20 protein-coding genes are annotated in these 20090 nt (G+C 74.2%); 1 reads left to right on the forward strand and 19 read right to left on the reverse strand.

Annotated features, from left to right (window positions below; genetic code table 11):
- Positions 1-2: 2 nt before the first annotated feature.
- From ACFQQI_RS23340 to ACFQQI_RS23385, 10 genes are read right to left on the reverse strand one after another with little or no spacing between them, the layout of a single operon-like run.
- Positions 3-1655, reverse strand: coding sequence for a class I adenylate-forming enzyme family protein (locus tag ACFQQI_RS23340; protein WP_378568997.1), 1653 nt, complete (start codon positions 1653-1655; stop codon positions 3-5).
- 23 nt (positions 1656-1678) lie between these two features.
- Positions 1679-2818, reverse strand: a complete 1140-nt coding sequence (locus ACFQQI_RS23345; RefSeq protein WP_378568998.1) for an acyl-CoA dehydrogenase family protein — start codon at positions 2816-2818, stop codon at positions 1679-1681.
- Complete coding sequence (locus ACFQQI_RS23350; protein WP_378568999.1) at positions 2815-4014, reverse strand: acyl-CoA dehydrogenase family protein; 1200 nt, start codon at positions 4012-4014, stop codon at positions 2815-2817. Before ACFQQI_RS23350 ends, ACFQQI_RS23345 begins: the two co-directional genes overlap by 4 nt.
- A 12-nt stretch (positions 4015-4026) precedes the next feature.
- Positions 4027-6180 (reverse strand): acyl-CoA dehydrogenase family protein, encoded by a 2154-nt coding sequence (locus ACFQQI_RS23355; RefSeq protein ID WP_378569000.1) that lies wholly within the window; start codon positions 6178-6180, stop codon positions 4027-4029.
- Positions 6177-7337, reverse strand: coding sequence for a steroid 3-ketoacyl-CoA thiolase (locus ACFQQI_RS23360; RefSeq protein WP_378569001.1), 1161 nt, complete (start codon positions 7335-7337; stop codon positions 6177-6179). The genes ACFQQI_RS23355 and ACFQQI_RS23360 overlap by 4 nt, the downstream gene beginning before the upstream one ends.
- A complete protein-coding gene (locus ACFQQI_RS23365) occupies positions 7337-8545 on the reverse strand; it encodes a DegT/DnrJ/EryC1/StrS family aminotransferase (protein WP_378569002.1) in 1209 nt (402 codons plus the stop codon). Before ACFQQI_RS23365 ends, ACFQQI_RS23360 begins: the two co-directional genes overlap by 1 nt.
- Positions 8546-8573: 28 nt before the next feature.
- Positions 8574-9749, reverse strand: coding sequence for a lipid-transfer protein (locus tag ACFQQI_RS23370; protein ID WP_378569003.1), 1176 nt, complete (start codon positions 9747-9749; stop codon positions 8574-8576).
- On the reverse strand, positions 9746-10153 hold the full coding sequence (locus ACFQQI_RS23375) for a beta-hydroxyacyl-ACP dehydratase (protein WP_378569004.1): 408 nt from the start codon (positions 10151-10153) through the stop codon (positions 9746-9748). Before ACFQQI_RS23375 ends, ACFQQI_RS23370 begins: the two co-directional genes overlap by 4 nt.
- A complete protein-coding gene (locus ACFQQI_RS23380) occupies positions 10150-10569 on the reverse strand; it encodes a Zn-ribbon domain-containing OB-fold protein (RefSeq protein WP_378569005.1) in 420 nt (139 codons plus the stop codon). The genes ACFQQI_RS23375 and ACFQQI_RS23380 overlap by 4 nt, the downstream gene beginning before the upstream one ends.
- Positions 10566-11105, reverse strand: coding sequence for a MaoC family dehydratase N-terminal domain-containing protein (locus ACFQQI_RS23385; RefSeq protein WP_378569006.1), 540 nt, complete (start codon positions 11103-11105; stop codon positions 10566-10568). The genes ACFQQI_RS23380 and ACFQQI_RS23385 overlap by 4 nt, the downstream gene beginning before the upstream one ends.
- A 106-nt stretch (positions 11106-11211) precedes the next feature.
- Here ACFQQI_RS23385 and ACFQQI_RS23390 point away from each other — a divergent pair, with 106 nt between their 5' ends.
- Entirely contained in the window at positions 11212-11844 is a 633-nt protein-coding gene (locus ACFQQI_RS23390) for a TetR/AcrR family transcriptional regulator (RefSeq protein WP_378569007.1), read from the forward strand.
- Here ACFQQI_RS23390 and ACFQQI_RS23395 read toward each other — a convergent pair.
- Genes ACFQQI_RS23395 through ACFQQI_RS23435 form a run of 9 tightly spaced genes read right to left on the reverse strand, consistent with a single transcriptional unit; the run spans position 11780 to position 20088 of the window.
- Positions 11780-12616, reverse strand: coding sequence for an SDR family NAD(P)-dependent oxidoreductase (locus tag ACFQQI_RS23395; protein ID WP_378569008.1), 837 nt, complete (start codon positions 12614-12616; stop codon positions 11780-11782). The genes ACFQQI_RS23390 and ACFQQI_RS23395 overlap by 65 nt on opposite strands.
- Entirely contained in the window at positions 12613-13437 is an 825-nt protein-coding gene (locus ACFQQI_RS23400; RefSeq protein ID WP_378569009.1) for an SDR family NAD(P)-dependent oxidoreductase, read from the reverse strand. The genes ACFQQI_RS23395 and ACFQQI_RS23400 overlap by 4 nt, the downstream gene beginning before the upstream one ends.
- Entirely contained in the window at positions 13434-14261 is an 828-nt protein-coding gene (locus tag ACFQQI_RS23405; RefSeq protein ID WP_378569010.1) for a MaoC/PaaZ C-terminal domain-containing protein, read from the reverse strand. Before ACFQQI_RS23405 ends, ACFQQI_RS23400 begins: the two co-directional genes overlap by 4 nt.
- The gene (locus tag ACFQQI_RS23410) at positions 14258-15340 is read right to left on the reverse strand and encodes an acyl-CoA dehydrogenase family protein (protein WP_378569011.1); all 1083 of its coding nucleotides are present in this window, start codon (positions 15338-15340) and stop codon (positions 14258-14260) included. Before ACFQQI_RS23410 ends, ACFQQI_RS23405 begins: the two co-directional genes overlap by 4 nt.
- A gap of 16 nt (positions 15341-15356) precedes the next feature.
- Positions 15357-16520, reverse strand: a complete 1164-nt coding sequence (locus ACFQQI_RS23415) for an acyl-CoA dehydrogenase family protein (RefSeq protein ID WP_378569012.1) — start codon at positions 16518-16520, stop codon at positions 15357-15359.
- A complete protein-coding gene (locus ACFQQI_RS23420) occupies positions 16507-17244 on the reverse strand; it encodes a hypothetical protein (RefSeq protein WP_378569013.1) in 738 nt (245 codons plus the stop codon). Before ACFQQI_RS23420 ends, ACFQQI_RS23415 begins: the two co-directional genes overlap by 14 nt.
- Before the next feature lie 36 nt (positions 17245-17280).
- The gene (locus ACFQQI_RS23425; protein WP_378569014.1) at positions 17281-17823 is read right to left on the reverse strand and encodes a nuclear transport factor 2 family protein; all 543 of its coding nucleotides are present in this window, start codon (positions 17821-17823) and stop codon (positions 17281-17283) included.
- Positions 17824-17833: 10 nt separating this feature from the next.
- Positions 17834-18664 (reverse strand): SDR family NAD(P)-dependent oxidoreductase, encoded by an 831-nt coding sequence (locus ACFQQI_RS23430; RefSeq protein ID WP_378569015.1) that lies wholly within the window; start codon positions 18662-18664, stop codon positions 17834-17836.
- A complete protein-coding gene (locus ACFQQI_RS23435; RefSeq protein ID WP_378569016.1) occupies positions 18661-20088 on the reverse strand; it encodes an MFS transporter in 1428 nt (475 codons plus the stop codon). Before ACFQQI_RS23435 ends, ACFQQI_RS23430 begins: the two co-directional genes overlap by 4 nt.
- Between the last annotated feature and the right edge of the window lie 2 nt (positions 20089-20090).

The following is a 20090-nucleotide window of genomic DNA, read 5'->3' on the forward strand; positions in this document are numbered from 1 at the left end:
GGTCAGCGCGCCGTCGGCAGCGGCACCTCGCGGCGGTTGACCTTGCCGGTCGCGTTGCGCGGCAGCGGCGTGCCGGTGAGCACCCAGTGGGTGGGCAGCTTGTAGCGGGCGAGCCGGGGGCGCAGGTGCTCGAGGAGGTCGTCCTGGGTCACGGCGGCATCCTCGCGGAGGACCACGACGGCGGCCACCGCCTCACCGAAGTCCGGATCGGGGACGCCCATGACGATGCACTCGGCGACGGCGTCGTGGGTGACGAGCTGGTTCTCGACCTCGGCGGGGTAGACGTTCTCGCCGCCCCGCAGGATCAGGTCCGAGCGGCGGCTGGCGATGTGCAGGTGGCCGTCGGGGCGCAGGGTGCCGAGGTCGCCGGTCCGGAACCAGCCGCCCGCGTCCATCGCCGCGGCCGTCGCGGCGGGGTCGTTCCAGTAGCCGATCATCACCAGCGGGCCACGCAGGCACACCTCCCCCTCGACGCCGGGCGGCAGCGCGGTGCCGTCGGCGTCGCGCACCTCGATCTCCATGGTGGGTACGGCGCGACCGACGGTGCCCGGGTCGGCGAGCAGCTCCTGCGGACTGGCGAGGGTGGCGGCGCTGGAGGACTCCGTCAGCCCGTACGTCGTGCCGAGCGACCGCCCGGCGTCCGGCAGCGCGTCCCGCAGCCGCGACTTGAGCGTCGGCGACGAGGGGGCGCTGTTGACCGAGATCGTCCGGAGCGAGCTGAGGTCGAGGTCGTCGAGGCCGCGCCGCTCGGCGCGCTCGACGAGGCGGCTGATCATCGTGGGCACGGCCCCCCAGTTGGTGACCCGCTCCCGCTCGACGAGCCGGAGCACCTCGTCGATGTCGAAGCGCCCCAGGTGCACGACGGCGGTGTCGCCGATCGCCAGCCGTATCACCGCGAGGTTGTGCAGGGCGGCGATGTGGAAGAGCGGCGTCACCAGCAGGAACCGGCGGTCCCGCTGCGGCGCGCCCAGCTCGGCGGCCACCGCGTCGTTGAGCAGGTGGAACCACACCGCGGCGATCATGTTGCGGTGCGAGTGGGTGGCACCCTTCGGCCGGCCCGAGGTGCCGCTCGTGAAGAGCACCACCGCGGGGTCGTCCTCGGCCACCGCGACCTCCGGCAGCGGGGCACCGCGGTGACGCTCGATGAGGCCGGGCAGGTCGGCGTCGAGGTCGACGACCGGCATCCCGGCCGGGTCGGCCAGCGCCGCCCGCTGGGCGTCGGCGATGAGCACTCGGGGCGTCGTGAGGTCGAGGCCGTGGCGCACCTCCGCCGGCGCCCACATCGAGTTCATGCCGACGGCGACCGCGCCGAGCGAGACCGTCGCCCAGAAGGCGACGATCCACTCCGGCCGGTTCGCCGCGCAGATCGCGACCCGGTCACCGGGTCCGACGCCGTGCTCGTCGCGCAGGCCGGCGGCCAGGGCGGCGACCCGGTCGAGGTGCTCGACGAACGTGATCCGGTCGTCGGTCGAGACCAGGTACTCGGCGTCGCCGTACCTGGCCGAGGCGCGCAGCAGCTCGCCCAGCGAGCGGTGCCGGTGGCGGAAGACCTCGAGGTCGTGACCGCGGACGTCCTCCCGCACCAGCTCGTACGGCGCTCCGGGCGCGGTGAGCCGGGCGACGACCTCGTCGCGGGTCGCTGTGGGTGCTGGCATGGTGCCCTCCTCTGCCGGGCTCATCATTCCGCTGCGCCGATCCGGGGAGCGGTCGGCAGCCGGTCGCCCAGCGCAGCGGCCACGGCACCGGCACTCCCGAGTGCGAACGCGCCCTGCCGTCCCCACAGGAAGTAGCGGTGGATCGGGTAGTCCACGTCGGCCCCGATCCCGCCGTGCAGGTGCTGGGTGGCGTGCACGACTCGCAGCCCGCCAGCGCACGCCCAGTGCTTCGCGACCAGGGACGCCGGCTCGGCGGCATCCTCGTCGCCGCGGTCCAGGAGCCACGCGGCGTGCTGCGCGGTGAGCCTGACCGCCTCGGTGTCGAGGTAGGCGTCGGCAGCGCGGACGGCGACGGCCTGGTTGGTGGAGATCGGGCGTCCGAACTGCACGCGCTGCGAGACGTACGCCGAGGTCGTGGCGAGTGCCTCCTCGCAGACCCCGAGCTGCACGGCGGCCAGCGCGACCCGCAGCCGTCGCCGCGTCCAGGCGGCGACGACGGCGCCGTCGTCGCCCAGGGGCGAGCCGGCGGCTCGCGTGAACGACACTGCCCCGCAGCTGCGGCGGTCGGTCGCCGCTACGGGCGCGACGCTCACGCCGTCGCCGTCGAGCGGGACCACGAGCACCACCGTGCCGTCCGGGGTGCGCGCGGGCGTCACCACGGCCCCGGCGAGGGGTGCCGCGGCGACGGCGGCCAGTCGACCGCTGACCACCCAGCCGTCGGCGACCTGCTCCGCGGTCAGCGTGCCGGCCGTCTCGTCGTAGGCCGACGTGACCAGGAGGTCGCCGCCCAGGATGCCGGGCAGCCACCGGGACTGCTGGTCGGCCGTGCCCCACCGCGCGATGGGCAGCGCGGCACCCGCCAGCACCTCAGCGAGCGGCAGCGGCGCCACGCGTCGCCCCTGCTGCTCGAGCAGCGTCGTCAGGCCGAGCATCCCGAGACCGGCACCGCCGGCCTCCTCGGTCACAGGAGCCGCGAGCAGTCCGGCGTCGGCCAGTCGCGACCACAGGTCGGCGTCGAAGCCGCCCTCGGACTCCTCGACGTGCCGCACCCGGTCGACGCCGGCGCGGTCGGCGAGGATCCGCTCGGCCAGCCTCCGCAGCTCCCCCAGGTCCGGGCCGAGGGCGAAGTCCAGGCCCTCGGTGCGCTCCTCCACGGCGCTCATGCCGACTCCTTCCGCTCGATGCGCCTGGCCCCGACGGTCATGCCGAGGCACTTCGCGGCGACGATCTCGCGCATCACCTCGTTGGTGCCGCCGCCGAAGGTGTTGTTCTGCGCGCGCCGGCCGAGCGTCTCGACCCGGCCCTCGAGAGCCGCGCCAACGCTGCCGGGGCGCAGCAGGCCGGTGGCGCCGAGCACCTCCTGCAGCCGCGCGTAGGCCTGCACCACGGCCTCGGTGCCCATCACCTTCGCGGCCGCGGAGTCGCCGCCGCCGAGGGTGTTGCCGGCGACGTCGGCCACCAGCCGGAGGTTGACGAGCGACGTGGCGCTGAGCAGCGCGTAGACCTCCGCGAGGGTGGCGCGGACCCAGGGCAGGTCGTGGACGACGCCGTCGCCGTACGGCTCCTGCCGTGCCCAGGCCAGCACCTGGTCGAAGAGCTCGTTGGCGATCCCGCCGCGGGCGGCGAGCGCCACCCGCTCGTGGTTGAGCTGGTCGGTGATCAGGCCCCAGCCCTGGTCGATCTCGCCGACGACGTTGGCGAGCGGCACCCGGACGTCGTCGTAGTAGGTCGCCGAGGTGCTGATGCCGCCGACGGTGTGGATCTCGGTGACCGAGAAGCCGGGCGCGGTGGTCGGGACCAGCACCACCGAGATGCCGCGGTGCCGCGGGGCGTCGGGGTCGGTGCGCACCGCCAGCCAGATCCAGTCGGCGAAGACGCCGGCGCTGGTGAAGATCTTCTGCCCGTTGATGACCAGCTCGTCGCCCTCCACGACCGCCCGCGTCGACAGGGACGCCAGGTCGGTGCCCGCACCGGGCTCGGTGTAGCCGATCGCGAAGATCAGCTCACCGGCCAGGATCGGCGGCAGGAAGAAGTCCTTCTGCTCACGAGTCCCGTGCTTCATCAGCGCCGGCGCGACGGTGTTGAGGGTGACCAGCGAGAGCGGGGCACCGGCGCGGATCACCTCGTCGTAGAAGACGTAGAGCGCCTCGGGGTCCTCGCCGCGGCCGCCGTACTCCTCCGGCCAGCCGAGCCCGAGCCAGCCGTCGGCGCCCATCCGGCGCAGGATCCGGTCGAAGACCGGTCCGCCCTCGGTCTGGTCGACCAGCGCCCGCCGGTCGTCGTCGTCGATGATGCGGTCGAAGTAGTCGCGTAGCTCGGCGCGCAGCGCCTTCGAGCGCGGCGAGAGGTCAGGGTGCACCGGGGTTCTCCTTCACGGACGGGGCTCGCCGGGCAGCCCGAGGACCCGGCGGGCGATGACGTTGAGCTGGATCTCGACGGTGCCGCCGCCGAAGAGGACGGCGGGCAGCCCGAGGTGGTCGACGGCGTACGGCGTGGCCGCGTCGTCGACCATGCCGAGCGGGCCGAGCAGGGCGACCAGGTCGCGGGACCCCTCGCGCTGGGCCAGGGCGTTGTAGACCTTCTGGACGCTGACGGCCGGGCCCGGGTCGACGCCCGCGAGCCGGGCCAGGGTGCCCCGGAGCGCGAGGGCGGAGAGCGCCATCTCCCGCGAGGTGCTGGTGCCGAGCACGCGCAGGGCCTCGGGCAGGTCGGCGACGCAGGCGCCGTCGTCGATCGCGCGGCGCACGAGGGCGGCGGAGCCGTGGCCGAACGCGGCACCCATGTTCAGCCGCTCGTTGGCGAGCGTCGTGCTCGCGAGCCGCCAGCCGTCGCCCGCGGATCCGACCAGGCAGTCGTCCGGCACGAACACGTCGTCGAGGAAGACCTCGTTGAACTCGGCCTGCCCGGTGGCCTGCCGGATCGGGCGGGCGTCGACGCCGGCCGAGCGCATGTCGACGAGGAAGTAGGAGATGCCGGCGTGCCGCGGCGCCTCGGCGTCGGTGCGGGCCAGGCAGACGCCCCAGTCGGCCTCGTGCGCGTAGGAGTTCCAGACCTTCTGGCCGGTCAGCGACCAGCCGCCCTCGACCCGGCGCGCCCGCGTCGCCAGCCCCGCGAGGTCGGATCCGGCGCCGGGCTCGCTGAAGAGCTGGCACCACACCAGGTCGCCGCGGAGCGTCGGCCACACGAACCGGTCGCGCTGCGCGTCGCTGCCGTGCTCCAGCAGCGTCGGCAGCACCCACTCCCCGATCACCGTCGTCGGCTGCGCGAGGCCGCGGGCCGCGAGCTCCTGCGCGATCACCGCCTGCTCCTCGGGACCGGCGCCGCGCCCCCACGGGGCCGGGTAGTGCGGCGCGACGAGCCCGGCGTCGGCGAGGTGTGCCTGCCGGGGTCCGCCCCGCACCGGGCCCCACCCCGTCATGACGCCGTCGTCCGCGGGCAGCCGGGCCGCGTCGTCGAGGACGGGTGCGAGCTCGGCGCGCAGCTCGGGCATCGCGTCGGCGGGGACCAGTGAGAAGTCGCGGCTGTGCTCCCGGGCGAGCTCGCCGAGTCGGCGCGCCCAGGTCGCCTCCGGCCCGACCGACGCCGAGAGGGCGAGGGCGCGTCGCCAGTAGCGGTGCGCGTCGTGCTCCCACGTGAAGCCGATCGCGCCGAGCAGGCCGACGCAGTCGAGCGCGAGGTCGACGGCGGCCGGGGGGCCGACCACCGCGGCCTGCGCGGCGGCCAGGCGCTGCTGGTCGAGCGGCGCGTCGATGGCGCGGACGGCGTCCCACGCCGCGGCAGCCGCGGTCTCGAGGCGGACCAACATCAGGGCGGCCCGGTGCTGCAGGGCCTGGAAGGACCCGATCGGCCGGCCGAACTGGTGGCGGGTGCGGGCGTGCTCGACGGCGGTGTCGAGCAGCCACCGGCCGAGTCCGACCGCCTCGGCCGCGTGCAAGGCGTTGGTCACGAGCTCACGGGTCGGCGCCGGTGGCGGGGTGAGCACGTCGTCCGGCTCGACCACGTGGCCGTCGAGGATCAGGACCCCGCAGGATCGCGTCAGGTCGACGCCGGGGCGGTCCTGGACGACCGCGGTGGGACCCGGGCGCAGTCGCCACCACACCTCGTCGCCGTCGGCGGTCTGCGCGTGGCCGACCACGACGTCCGCGTCCGGGACTCCCGGCACCGGGAGGCTCGCGCCGTCGATCCGCCAGCCCGCGCCGTGGGGCTGCGCCCGGAGGCCGGGACCGCCCACGACGGCGCCGGTCGCGCCGCCGGCGTACGCCGCGAGCGCCTCGGTCCGGGCGGGGCCGGGCGCGCTGCCGGACACCAGGGCGCTGGCGACGACCGTCGACAGGATCGGGACGGGCGCCAGCGAGCGGCCGAGCTCCTCGACCACGACGGCGATCCCCGCGAGACCCGCGCCACCGCCGTGCTCCTCGGGCAGGTGGACGGCGTGCAGGCCGAGACCGACCAGCTGCTCCCAGGAGGAGGTACGTCGCGCGACGTCGGCGAGGTCTCGCTGGTCCTCGGTGGTTGCGAGGCTCATTCGACTCGCTCCAGGACGAGGCAGGTCGTGGACGCGGACGCGCAGATCGCGACCATCGCGATCGAGGCGTCGCGCCGGGTCAGCTCGCCGAGCGCTGTCGCGATCAGCCGGATGCCGGTCGCGCCGGCAGGGTGGCCGACCGCGATCGCGCCGCCCGTCGGGTTGAGCCGGTCCTCGTCGACCCCGTGCGCGCGAGCGAAGGAGAGCGGCACCGACGCGAACGCCTCGTTGACCTCGAAGACGTCGATGTCGGCCACGCCCATCCCGAGCCGGTCCAGGAGGATCTGTCCGCCGCGGACGGGGCCGTCCAGCATCAGCTCGAGGTCTCCCCCGATGACGCACTGGGCAAGGATGCGGGCGCGCGGCGCCAGCCCGAGGTCGCGCGCGGCCGCCGCGGAGGCCAGGACCGCGGCACTCGCGCCGTCGCTGACCTGCGAGGAGGTGCCGGCCGTGTGCAGCCCACCGTCGACCGTGGGCCGCAGGCCGGCCAGCGCCTCGAGGCTGGTCGCGCGCAGGCCCTGGTCGCGGTCGACGACGGTGGTCGTCCCGTCGTCGTTCGGCACCGTCACCGGCAGCACCTGCTCGTCGAGGTGCCCGGCGTCCCAGGCGGCCCGGGCGCGCTGCTGGGAGCGCAGCCCGAAGGCGTCGAGGTCGGCGCGCGCCAGGCCACGAGCCCGGGCGATCCGGTCGGCGGCGGTGTACTGGTCAGGAGTGTCGAGCGCCCATGTCGCCGGCCGTGGCGTCCCGAGGCCGGTGCCGGACTTCGGCGTGAGAGGCACGCGGGACATCAGCTCCACGCCGCACGCGACGCCCACGTCGACCGCGCCCATCGCGATCTGGCCCGCGAGCAGCAGCGTCGCCTGGGCGGCCGTGCCGCACTGGGCGTCGATCGTCGTCGCACCGGTCTCCGGCGGCAGCCCCGCGTGCAGCCACGCCGTACGCGTCACGTGTCCGTACTGCTCGCCGACCGGGGTGACGCACCCGCCGATCACCTGGTCCACCCGCGCCGGGTCGACCCCGAGCCGGCCGAGCACCCCCGTCTGTGCCCGGCCGAGCAGCTCGGCGGCGTGCACCGGGGCCAGCCAGCCCGAGCGCCGGCCGAACGGCGTACGCGCGGCGTCGAGCAGCACCGGCGACCGGTCGTCGAGCACGGCCATCAGGACCACCGGGCGGCGACGCGGTGCACCGCGTCGGTCACCCGCTCGACCTCGGCGTCGGTGAGCCCGTGGCTCATGCCCAGGCTCATGCCGCGCTCGAAGACGGCATCGGCGTTCGGTAGCCCGCTCTCGGGCACCCGGTGGGTGACCCCGTTCATCATCGGGTGGCGGGTGACGTTGCCGCTCCACACGGTGCGGGTGTCGATCCCGTCGGCCTCGATCGCCTCCTGGAGATCGCTGCGCGAGAACGGCGCGTCCGCGTCGACGAGCACCGGGAAGCAGAGCCAGGCGGTGTCGAGGCCCGGCAGCTCGACCGGCGGCGTGAACAGGTCGGGGTGGGCGGCGAACGCCTCTGTGTACGCCGCGAACGTCTTCTTCCGGCGCTCGTAGTTGGCGGCGAGCTTGTCGAGCTGCTGCAGCCCGTAGGCGGCCCCGAGCTCGGACGGCTCGAAGTTCCACGACAGCACGTCGAAGATGAAGTCGTTGTCGTAGTCGACGCCGTCGAGCTGCTCGCGGAAGACGCGGCCGACGCCGTTGGACCCGAAGAGGTTGGGCTCGGAGCGCCGGCCCCAGCGCCGTAGCAGCAGCGCCTTCTCGCGGTCCTCCTCGGAGTCAGTCATCACCATCCCGCCCGTGCCGGCGCAGGTGATGATGTGGGCCATCGCGAAGCTCGTGCAGCTGTAGTCGGCGCGAGCGCCGGTCGGCGTCCCGTGGAGGGTCGCGCCGAGCGCGTCGCAGGTGTCCTCGATGACCTTGAGCCCGTGCCGGTCCGCGACCGCGCGTACGGCGTCCCAGTCGGGCGCGTTGCCGGCCAGGTTGGGCAGCAGGATCGCGCCGGTCCGGTCGGTGACCAGCTCCTCGATCCTCGCGGCGTCGGCGTTGAACGTCGCCGGCTCGACGTCGACGAAGACCGGCACCAAGCCGGCCCGCACGATCGGCGCGACGTCGGTCGAGAAGGTCAGCGGGGAGGTGATGACCTCACTGCCGGCGGGCAGCCCGAGGAGCTCGACGGCGAGGTAGAGCGCGGACGAGCCGGAGTTGCACATCACGCCCCACTGCTTGCCACTGAGGGAGGCGACGCGCTCCTCCATCGAGGCGACGTGCTTGCCGATGCGCAGGCCCTGGTGGCCGCTGCGCAGCACGTCGACGACGGCCTGGATCTCCTCCTCGCCGTGGGTCGCGCGGGCGTAGGTGATGCGGTCGGTCATGGCGGTGCCTCTCTGGTCGGGGTCGCGCTCAGGCGTCGGCGCTCAGCACGATGGCGCTGTGCGGCACCGGGGAGCCGGCGGTGACGAGCACGTTGTCGACCGCCTTCCCGGGCTGGTTGACCGAGGTGCCACGGACGAGCCGGACGCCCTCGGCGATGCCGTTGACCCCGTGCAGGTAGCCCTCGCCGAGCTGGCCGCCGTGGGTGTTGACCGGCAGCCGGCCGTCGACCTCGAGGTGGCCGTCGGCGATGAAGTCCTTCGCCTCGCCGCGCCCGCAGAAGCCGTACTCCTCCAGCTGGAGCAGCACCATCGGCGTGAACGCGTCGTACACGACGGCCGCGTCGACCTGGCCGGGCCCGAGCCCGGACTGCTCCCACAGCTGACGGGCGACGAGCTCCACCTCGGGCATCTCGTCGATGTCCTCGCGGTAGTAGCTGCTCATCGAGATCTGCTGTGGGCCGACACCCTGCGCCGCGCCGGTGATCACGGCCGGCGGGTGCGGGAGGTCGCGGGCCCGCTCGGTGCTGACGATGACGAGAGCCTGGCCGCCGTCGCTCTCCTGGCAGCAGTCGAGGAGGCGGATCGGGTCGGCGATCATCCGGGACGCCTGGTGGTCCTCGAGGGTGATCGGCCGCTCGTGGAACCACGCCTTCGGGTTGCGGGCGGCGTGCTTGCGGGACAGCACGGAGACCCGGCCGAAGTCCTCGCTCGTCGCGCCGTACCTGTCCATGTATCGCCGCGCGAGGAACGCCTCCTGCTGGGCCGGCGTCATCAGCCCGTAGGGGTTGATCCAGTTGCGGTACTCCTGGTCGGTGTTGTGCACGTAGGCGAACGGCGGCGGCCCGGACCCGAACCGGTGACCAGACCGCTCGTTGAACGCGCGATAGACGACGACCACGTCGGCGACGCCGGAGGAGACGGCGAGCGCCGCCTGCTGCACCGGCGCGCACGCACCGCCACCGCCGTGCGGGATCCGGCTGAAGAACTTCAGCTCGGGGATCCCGAGCGCGCGGGCGACCGCGATCTCCGGGTTGGTCTCCATGGTGAAGAGCGCGAAGCCGTCGACCTCCTCGACGCCGATCCGGGCGTCGTCGAGGGCGGCCAGCACGCTCTCGCAGGCAAGCCGCCACTCGCTGCGGCCCGAGTCCTTGGAGAACTCGGTCGCCCCGATGCCGGCGATCGCCGCCTTGCCGGAGAAGCTCATCGCGCACCTCCGGTCGGTACGACGACCACCTCGGCGGTGACGTGCGGGCCCCGGTCGTTGCTGCCGACCACCGTGATCGTGGAGCGGTCGCCGTCGACCGCGACGACCTCGCCGGTCAGGCGCAGGGTGTCTCCGGGGAACGCCGGGACGCCGAGTCGCAGCGAGACCGAGGCGATGCGTCCCTCCGGCCCGGTCCAGTCGGTGATGTAGCGGTCGACGAACCCGTTGCTGCTGTTGATGCTCATGAAGATGTCCGGCGTGCCCCGCTCGGCGGCCTTGCCGGGGTCGTGGTGGACGTCCTCGAAGTCCTGCGAGGCGATGGCGGCCGCGACGATCGTGGTGCGGTCGAGCTCGACGGCGAGCTCGGGCAGCGTCGTGCCGACCTCGTGGGCGGGGATGCTCACTGATCCTCCTTCGGTGCGCGCAGCTGGGGCAGTACGGCGCCGTGCGCGTGCTCGGCGAACCCGACCTCCAGCGGCATGCCGATCCGCAGCTCGTCGTGCGGTACGCCGGCGATGTCGGCGACCAGCCGGGTGCCCTCCTCGAGGTCGAGCAGTCCCACGGCCAGCGGGTAGTCGAACGCCGGGTCCTGCGGATGGTGGGCGATCGTCCAGGAGTGCAGGGTGCCGCGGCGGCTGGACTCGACGGTGTCCCACTCGAACGACCGGCACCGCGGGCAGGTCGGGCCCGGCGGGTGGCGCAGCGTGCCGCAGTCGGCGCAGCGCTGGATCAGCAGCCGCCCCTCGGCCGCGCCCTCGAAGAAGAAGGAGTTGTCCTGGGTGACGATCAGCGGCGGGACCGACGTACGACGCTCGCTCATGCCTTGGCTCCGGGGTTGAACCGCAGCAGCCGGAACCGCTCGTCGACGAGGGCCTCGCCGTGCTGGTCGACGTACCGCTTGAGCAGCGTGATGAACCGCCCCGGGCCGAGCCCGGTCTGCTTCGGGTCGGAGATCGACTCGATCGTGAAGTGGCAGGTGACGTGGTCGCCGGGCACCAGCTCGCGGTGGTAGGTCTGCTCGACGTTCGTGGCGACGACCGAGGTGTAGCCGGCGTCGTCGAGCTCGCGCATCATCCGCGCGTAGGCGAAGTCCTCGGTCTCGCCGGTGGCGCGCCGCTGCTGGATCTCGCGGTAGCGGCGCAGCCCGGCCATCACCCAGGTCGAGATCATCGCCGGCGGCGCCACGATGCCGGGCCGGCCGGTGGCGCGGGCGGCCGCGTCGTCGACGTACACCGGGTTGCGGTCGTCGTGGGCCTCGACCCAGTTGCGGATCATAGCCTCGTTGACGGCGTACCGCGCGACCCGCGGCGGCTCGGCCTCGAGACCGACGTACGCGGAGAGATCGGGTTCGTCCACCGGGACTCCTCCTCCTACCGACTTGAGCAAGCGCTCGGTTTTGGTGAAACTAGCCCGACTCGAGGAGCGTCTGCCGCGTCGCTCCCACTGACCGGAAGCGGACGCCATGCGAAAAGGGGTGCAGAAGCGGGAGGAGATCCTCGCGCTGTCCGCCGAGCTGTTCGCGACGAAGGGGATCGCGGCCACGACGGTGCGCGACATCGGCGTCGCGGCGACCGTGCACTCGGGCAGCCTCTACCACCACTTCCGGTCGAAGGACGTGATCGTCGGGGAGATCCTGGGCCGCTTCATGGCCGACGTGCAGCAGCGCTTCCAGGCCGCGGTCGATGCGGCCGAGACGCCCGCCGACCGGGTGCGTGGCCTGATCCGCGAGACGCTGCGGGTCATCGACGCCCACCCGCACGCGACCGCGATGTACCAGCACGACCGGCAGTACCTGCGCGAGCACGGGCTCCTCGACCCCGTCGACGACGCCTCCCGAGCGGTCCGCGGCTTCTGGCTCGACGCGATCGCCGACGGCGTGGCCGACGGGACCTTCCGCGACGACGTGCCGCCCGAGGTCTTCTACCGGACCGTCCGCGACACCCTGTGGGCGACCATGCACTGGCCGAACCGCCGCGACCACGACGTCGACGAGTTCGCCGAGCTGATGATCGCGCTGTTCTTCGACGGCTTCACCGCGGGCGGCCATCGAGACCGCGGACGTCGAGGCCGAAGCGCTCCCGCAGGTCGAGGCTGACCGTCACCTCGCCGGTGACGTCCTCCGGGCACCGGCACAGCGCCAGCGCGCCCTCGACCATCTCCTCCATCGACTCCATCACCGAGGTGTCGATCGTGTCGCCGACCAGGAGGTCGGCGCCCTCGGTCAGCACGCCGAACCGCGGTTCGACGGTGTTGACGCGTACGCCGGTCCCGTGGAGCTCGGCGCCGAGGCCGTTGGTCAGCCGGTTGAGTGCCGCCTTCGAGGCGCCGTAGACCGCCATCGCCGTCCCGGGCGGCACCAGCACGAACGGCGGCCCCGAACGCAGCTTGGCCGTCGCGCTGGAGACGTTGACGATCCAGCCCTCGCCGCGCTCGACCATCCCGGGCAGCACCGCCTGCGCGAGGTCGAGCGGGGCGTGCACGTTGGCCTCGAAGACCAGGTGTCGCCGGCGGAGCGGGAAGTCGGCAAGCGGCTGGTAGATCGCGGCCGCCGCGTTGTTGACGAGGATGTCGAGCGGGCCACCCAGCAGCCGCTCGGCCTCGGGCACGACGCCGGCGCGCGCGTCCGCGTCGGTGAGGTCGGCGACGACGAGCTCGACGCGGCCGCCGTACGACGACAGGCGGGCCGCCACCGACTCGAGCGAGCCCTCCAGCCGAGACTCGTGGTCGCGCCGGGTGCGCCCCGTGATGACGACGTCGGCTCCCTCGGCGGCGAGCCGCTCGGCGAGGGCGGCGCCGATACCGCGGCTCGACCCGGTCACGAGGGCGCGGCGTCCGCGCAGCGACGAGGTCGGCGGGAGCACGGTCATCGGACCGTCAGCTGGCCGCCGTCGACGTTCCAGGACTGCCCGGTGACGTACGACGCCTGGTCGCTGGCGAGGAAGACCGCGACGGCGGCGATCTCCGCCGGGTCGCCGGACCGCTGCATCGGCACCTGGATGCGCACGTACTCGTCCCACTTCTCGGGCGACCAGTCGTCGAGCCGTGAGGTGCCGATGACGCCGGGGCAGATCGCGTTGACCCGGACGCCGTGCGGGCCCAGCTCCTTGGCCATCGACGACGTCAGCGACTGGAGGCCCGCCTTGGAGGCGGAGTACGCCGCGGTGCCGGGTCCGCCGAGCTTGCCGCCGATCGAGGAGACGTTGACGATCGAGCCGGGCTGTCCGATCTCGAGGCAGTGCTTGCCGAACGCCTTGCTCATCAGGAAGGCGCCGCGCAGGTTGACCGCGATCACCTGGTCCCACACGTCGGTCGCGAGCTCGGTCGCGCGCACCCGGTCGGCGCCGCGGCTGGCGGCCGCGTTGTTGACGAGCACGTCGACCCGACCGAGCTCGTCGAGGGCGCGCTGCAGCGTGTCGGCCACGCCGTCCTCGCTGGCGACGTCCGCGACGAGCGGGACGGCCCGCCTGCCGAGCGCCTCGATCTCGGCGGCGACGGACGCGATGTCGCCCCAGCCCGCGGCCTTCTCGTCCTCCGGGTAGGTCGACGGGTCCCGGCCGGTGCCGGTGACCACCACGTCGCACCCGGCGCGGGCGAGCTCGACCGCGACCGCCCGACCGATCGAGCGCATCCGGCCGGCTCCGGTCACCACCGCGACCTTGCCGTCCAGCCCGGACAGCGCGTACGTCATGAGGCCTCCTCGGGGCCGAAGCGGAGTCGGCAGCCGCTGAGGACCGATCGGCCCTCCACCTCGGCGGCCAGCGCCCGGCCACCGTCGGCGGCCGGGGCGTGGACGACGTCGACGACGTCGCCCGGGAAGACCGGGCCGGCGAACCGGCCCTCGAGCTCGACCAGGTCGGCGGGGTGCGCGCCGGTCTCCGCGGCCACCGCCAGCGTCACCGCCGCCAGCGTGCACAGGCCGTGCAGGAACGGCCGCGGCTGCCCCGCGGCGCGCGCCGCCTCCGGGTCCACGTGCATGTGGTGCCGGTCGCCGAGCAGGCGATAGAGCACCGCCTGCGTCGGGAAGGTCGGTACGGCGAGCCGGTCACCGCCGGCAGCCGTCGAGGCGGGCCGCGACGGACCACGGTCGCCGCCGAAGCCGCCGTACCCGGGCGCGAAGATCGACCAGGTCGCCACGAAGTGGTCGCTCTCGACCTCGACCTCGAAGACGGCGGCCGAGCCCTTGTCCCAGACGTTGCCGACCCGGGCGGCGAGGTCGAGCTCGCCGGAGCGCGGCAGCGGGCTGCGCACCTCGAGCCGCTGGGACCCGTGCACGGCCGTGCCGGTGTCGAACGCACCCTGGCTGCCGAGCGCGTCGGGTGCCCACTGGGCGAGGGTCAGCGCGAAGGTCGGGAGCACCCGCAGCCGCTCCTCGAAGACCAGCGTGAGGTCGTCGGCGGGCGCGCCGACGGCGAGGGCGTAGAGGATCGCGTCGCGCTCGTCGTACGCCACGGTGCGCCGGCCGAGGTCGGCCCCGGCCCAGGATCCCGCCGGCCTCTGGGGGGCGTCGCTCACGTGTGCACCTCCGTCACCGCGAGCCGGTCGCCGAGGTCCGCGAGCGCGGCGGCGGCGCCGCCGAGCGTCGACGACAGCTGCTTGCCCCAGAGGAAGTAGCGGTGCACGGGGTAGTCGACGTCGACGCCGATGCCGCCGTGCACGTGCTGCACGCGGTGCACGACGTCGAGGCCGGCCTGGTCGCACCACCACTTGGCGACGAGAGCGGAGAGCCCCGGCTCCGCGGCGTCGACCACCGCCTGCCACAGCGTGACCTCCATCGACTCGCAGTCGATCCAGCAGTCGGCGAGCTGGTGCTGGAGCGCCTGGAACGTGCCGAGCGGCCGGCCGAACTGCTCGCGCTCGGAGACGTACGCCGCGGCGAGGTCGAGCGCGCCGCGGGCGACGCCGAGCTGCACGGCCGCCACGGCGACGGCGGCCGTGGCCAGCACGTCGGCGAGCGTCCCGGGGCCGCCGACCCGCTCCGCGGGGCTGCCGTCGAGCCGCAGCTCGCCCGCCAGGTCGTGCGTGGTGACGGCCGCGGTCTCCCAGGTCGCCCCGGCCTCCACGAGGAACAGCCCGGTGCCGTCCGGGGTCGAGGCGGAGACCAGCACGCCGTCGGCGCCGACAGGCGTCGGGACGACGGCCTTGGTGCCAGTCAGGGTCCAGCCGTCGCCGGCCGGACGGGCGACGCAGCCGGGGCGCGCCGGGTCGGCGGCGTACTCCTCGAGCGCGAGCGTGAGGCGTGTCGCGCCGCTCGCCAGACCGGGGAGCAGCCGGGTCCGCTCGTCGTCGTCCCCGTGGGAGGCGACCACGAGGGCGGCGACGCCCGCGGACCAGAGCGGCACCGGTGCGACCCGGCGCCCCTGCTCGATCAGGAGCACGGCGAGCCCGGGCATGCCCAGGCCGGCGCCGTCGTGCTCCTCGGGGAGCGCGATGCCGAGCAGGCCCGCGCGGGCGAGGTCGCCCCAGAGCCGCGCGTCCACGCGGGTGTCGGAGCCTTCGACCTCGCGCGCCCGGTCGGGCGTCGCCTGGTCGGTGAAGATCTCGCGGGCCAGGTCGCGGACGGCGACCAGGTCCTCGTCGAGGTGGAAGTCCATCTCTGCCTCCGTCTCCTCAGGCCCGCCGCGAGCGCGGCAGGCCGAGCTCCTGGGTCGCGACCATGTCGCGGAGCACGTCGTTGACGCCGCCGCCGAACGTGTTGACGATCCCCTGCCGCGACAGCTGCTCGACCTGGCCGCCGAGCGCCGCGGCGGGCGACCCGGGCCGGATCCGGCCGGCGGCGCCGAGCACCTGGGTCAGGGTGCGCTGCACGTCGACGTGGGTCTCGGTGCCGTACGCCTTGACCGCCCCGGCGGTGCCGCCGCCGAGCGTGTCCTCCGCGACCGCCTGCGTCATCTTCCAGTTCATCAGCCGCATCGCCTCGAGCTTCGCGTAGGTGCGGGCCAGCTCCTGGCGCACCCAGGGCTGCTCGATGACACCGGTCTCCTTCGCCCAGGCGAGCACCTGCTCCCAGAGCTGGATCATCCGGCCGCCGAGCGCCGCGAGCCCGACGCGCTCGTGGTTGAGCTGCGCCGTGATCAGCTGCCAGCCGCGGTCGACCTCGCCGACGACGTTCGCGGCGGGCACCCGGATGCCGCTGTAGTACGTCGCCGTCACGGTCATCCCGCCGACCGCGTGGATCGGGCTCCAGCTGAAGCCGGGGTCGTCGCACGGCACGACGAGGATGGAGATCCCCTGGTGCTTGGGGGCTTCCGGATCGGTCCGAGCGGCGAGCCAGACGAAGTCGGCGGTGTTGCCGCCGGTCGTGAAGATCTTCTGGCCGTCGACCACGAACTCGTCGCCATCGCGCACCGCGCGGGTGCTCAGCGACGCGAGGTCGGTGCCCGCGGACGGCTCGGTGTAGCCGATGGCGAAGACGATGTCGCCCGACAGGATCCCCGGCAGGTAGGCGCGCTTCTGCGCCTCGGTGCCGTAGCGCATCAGCGTCGGTCCGACGGTGTTGACGGTGACGAAGGGGAACGGCAGGCCGGCGCGCTGCACCTCGTCGAAGAAGACGTACTGCTCCTCGATGGTGCGACCCTGGCCGCCGTACTCGGTGGGCCAGCCGACGCCGAGCCAGCCGTCCCGGCCGAGCATCGACACCACCTCGCGGAAGCGCGGTCCCCCGGCGCCTCCCTCGCCGACCTCGCGCCGCTCGTCCTCCGGCAGCAGGCCGGCGAAGTACGCGCGCAGGTCGCGCCGCAGCTCCAGCTGCGCCGGCGTCTCACGCAGGTCCATCGGTCTCCTCGCTCTCGAACCAGTCCCACTCCCACGGCACGACCGGCAGCAGCGGCGTGCGCAGCAGGGGCTCCGTCCCGGGCGCGTCGGGCGCGCCCATCCCACCGACGACCGCCAGCGGGTCCTCGTCGCAGTAGTGCAGGGTGATGCGCAGCGCGCCCGCGGGCGGCTCGCGCCGTACGTCCACGCCGGTGAAGGTCCAGGCTCCGGCGACACCGGGCGCGAGGTCGGGCTCCGGGTACGGCGCGGCCGGCTCGGTGACGCGCGCGACGTCGAGCACGACGCCGCGGTGCGGGCGGAAGGGCAGCGCGCCGACGCTGACGAGCGCGCGGGGCGCGACGACGCCGTGCTCCGGACGGAAGAAGTCGGTCAGGCGGCGCTCGGTCCAGTCGAGCTCGGGCCGGCGGCCCTCGAGGCGGGTCGACTCCCCGAGCGCCTTCCACTCCTCGACGTACCGTTCGACGCCACCGTCGCTGGCCTCGGCGAACCAGTACATGGCGACGTACTGCGCCGCGTCGAGCGTGGGATCGGCCGGCCCGGTCGAGGCGGCCCGGCAGGCCGGTGTCCGCACCCAGCGCTCGCCGTGGATGACGCCCCGCAGGGCGCGGTTCTCCGGCAGGTGGTCGAGCTGGTGCCACGCGTTGTAGTCCCGGTGGCGACTGGGGTCGGTCACCTCGGGGAACGAGAAGAACGCCAGGGGCGAGGCGGCGGCTCCGGTGTGCACGGCCCGCACGCTGTCACCTCGCGTCGCGGCGCGGGCTCACGTTCCCGGCAGCCGGGACCCGAGCTCGCCCGACCGCAGCCGCCCGAGCAGCGTCTCCACGACGTCATGGCCGTCGCGCGTGCCTGACGGGCCGGGCGCCTCCCGTTCCCGGCGTACGGCGCTGTCGTCGTGCGTCCACTCGCGCACGGCGAACCGCTCGACGATCGCCCACACGCCGTCGCGGCGCTCGAGGTGGTCGACGTACCGGAAGCCGCTCGTGAAGTTGCTGCGGGGGTCGTCGGCCGGCCGGCCCCAGTGCGCGGCGGTGCCGTAGGTCTCGGCGACCGCGACGTCGCCGTCGACCTCGGCCAGGTGGTTGCCGACGACGTGCATGGTGCCGTCGAGCCGGCGCAGGCCGGTGTCGACCCAGGCGACGAACTCGTCGACGGTGCCGTCGAAGCCGGTGTGGTGGTCGATGCCGTCGGGGTGGTACGCCGAGCGGACCAGGTCGAGGTCGAGGCGGTCGATCCCCCGGCAGTAGCGCAGCACGACCTCGCGGATCGCCTGCTTGTCCAGGAGCTCCCGCAACGCCTCGTCCATGTCAGTCCTCCTACCCGCAGGTCGGCGGGGTCGTGAGCCACTCGGTCGCTCGGATCGTGCGCCCGAGGTGTCCGTCGGGCGTGGGACAGCCGACGAGGTGGACGACGGCGCGGGCGGCGGCGTCCATCGGCGTGGTCGCGAAGCCACGGTCGGCGATGGCCCCGGTGCCGCCCCGCGCGGCCGCCGCCTCGGTGACGACGAAGCCCGGGTCGAGGTTGAAGGCGCGGACGCCGTCGGCGCGATGCTCGGCGTTGACGGAGCCGGCGACGCGGCCGAAGGCGGCCTTCGACGACGAGTACGCCAGTCCCCAGCCGCCCTCGCCCGGCGGCGCCGGCGGGTCGTTGACGACCGAGCCGGAGACGAGGTCCACGACGACGCCCCCGCCGCCGGCGACCATCGCCGGCAGCAGTCGCTGGAGCAGCACCACCTGGCTGACGTGGTTGGCCTCGAGGCTCGCGCGCAGCGTCGCCGGGTCGAGGTCGAGGAGGCGCGCGTGGGGCAGGTGCGAGATCGCGTTGCTGACGACGACGTCGACCCGGCCCCACTCCGCGAGCACCGCGTCGGCGGCCGCGCGGACGCTGTCGGTGTCGAGCAGGTCCATCTCGACGGGCAGCGACCGGACGCCCCGGTCGCGCACCTCGGCGTCCGTGGTGGCGAGGCTGCCCGGCACCCGGATCTCCCGCTGCTCCTCCTGCTGCGTCCGGGGCGGTACGGCGCCCTCGCCCTCGACGCGCGTCCGCCCGGTGAACGCCACGTCGTGGCCGGCCTCGGCGAGCGCGAGCGCGACCTGCCGGCCGATGCCGCGGCTGGCTCCGGTGACGAGGGCGACCGGGCGGCTCATACCGCGAGCTCCGGTCCGGTGGCGGCCGACGCGGGCACCGCCTCGTCGGCACGGGCTCTCCGCGCGGCGGCGCGGGCGAGCAGGTAGCAGCCGATCGCCGCGAGCAGGGCGAGCCCCACGCCCCACGCCGCGCCCATCCGGTAGCTCAGCCGGGTCGGATGACCGGCGGCGTCGGCGAAGCCCTGCAGCGCCGCCAGGGAGAGCGCGCTGCCCAGGCAGAACCCGAGGAACCGCATCACCAGGTTGAGGCTCATGGCACTCCCTGTCTCCGCGGCCGGCACGAAGCGGAGCATCAGCCACGGGATCGAGTTGAAGGTCATCCCGCTGCCCACGCCCGCGACCAGCATCATCGCGAGCACCATGCCGAGCGACGCAGGGAGGAGCAGGAAGACGACGTTGGCGGCGCCGTACAGCAGGCAGCCGAGCGGCAGCAGCAGGTCCGGGCCGATCGCGGGCCCGATCCGGAGCGCGAGCCGGCTGCCGGCCACGCTGGCGACGGCGTAGGGGACCATGAGCAGGCCCGCCAGGGCGACGGACCGGTCGAGGCCGTAGCCCTCACCTTCGGGCGTCTGCACCATCACCATGACCAGCGCGAACACCATGTACATCGCGCAGCCCGCGAGCAGCGCGGCCACGTGTGCTCCGGCGACGCCGGGGTGGGTCGCGAGCGAGAGGTCCACGAGCGGGTGCGCCGTCCGACGCAGCCACCAGATGCAGACGGCGAGCAGCACGGCGGCGGCGCCGAGCGCTCCAACCGTGGCCGGGGAGGCGTAGCCCCAGTGGTCGGCCTGGCTGATGGAGAGGAGCAGGAGGAAGGTGCCGCCGCCGAGCAGCGCGGCGCCCACCCAGTCGACGCGCGCCGTCACGACCTCCCGGGACCCCGGGACGGTCACGACCGCGACGAGCAGCGCCACCAGGGTGAGACCCAGGCCGAGCCAGAAGGCCCCCCGCACCCCGGCCAGGTCCGCGGTGATCGCCGTGACCGGGAACCCCAGCCCGGCCGAGACCACGCCGGACACCGAGATCGCCGCGACCGCGGTGCGCTGCCGCTCGGCGGGGAGCGCGTCTCGGGCGACCGCGAAGGCCAGCGGGGTGAGCGCGACCCCGGTGCCCTGGAGCGCCCGGCCGGCGATGAGGGCCGCGATGCCGAGAGGCAGCGCCGAGAGCAGGGTGCCCGCCGCGACGATGCAGAGGATCCCCAGGATCATCGGCTTGCGCCGCCGTCCCGCGCCGACGCGGCCGACGACGGGGGTCGCGACCGCGCTGACCAGCAGGCCCGCGGTCAGCGACCACTGTGCCGTCCGCAAAGGCACGTCCTCGGCCTGCGCGATCTCCGGGATGATCGGCGCCCCCAGGCTACCGATCACGCCGGTCACCATCGCGACCAGCAGCAGGCCGGGCAGGACCAGACGATCGCGGCGCACCC

It is taken from the genome of Nocardioides sp. GCM10030259 (assembly GCF_042666375.1).
Taxonomy (GTDB): Bacteria; Actinomycetota; Actinomycetes; order Propionibacteriales; family Nocardioidaceae; genus Nocardioides.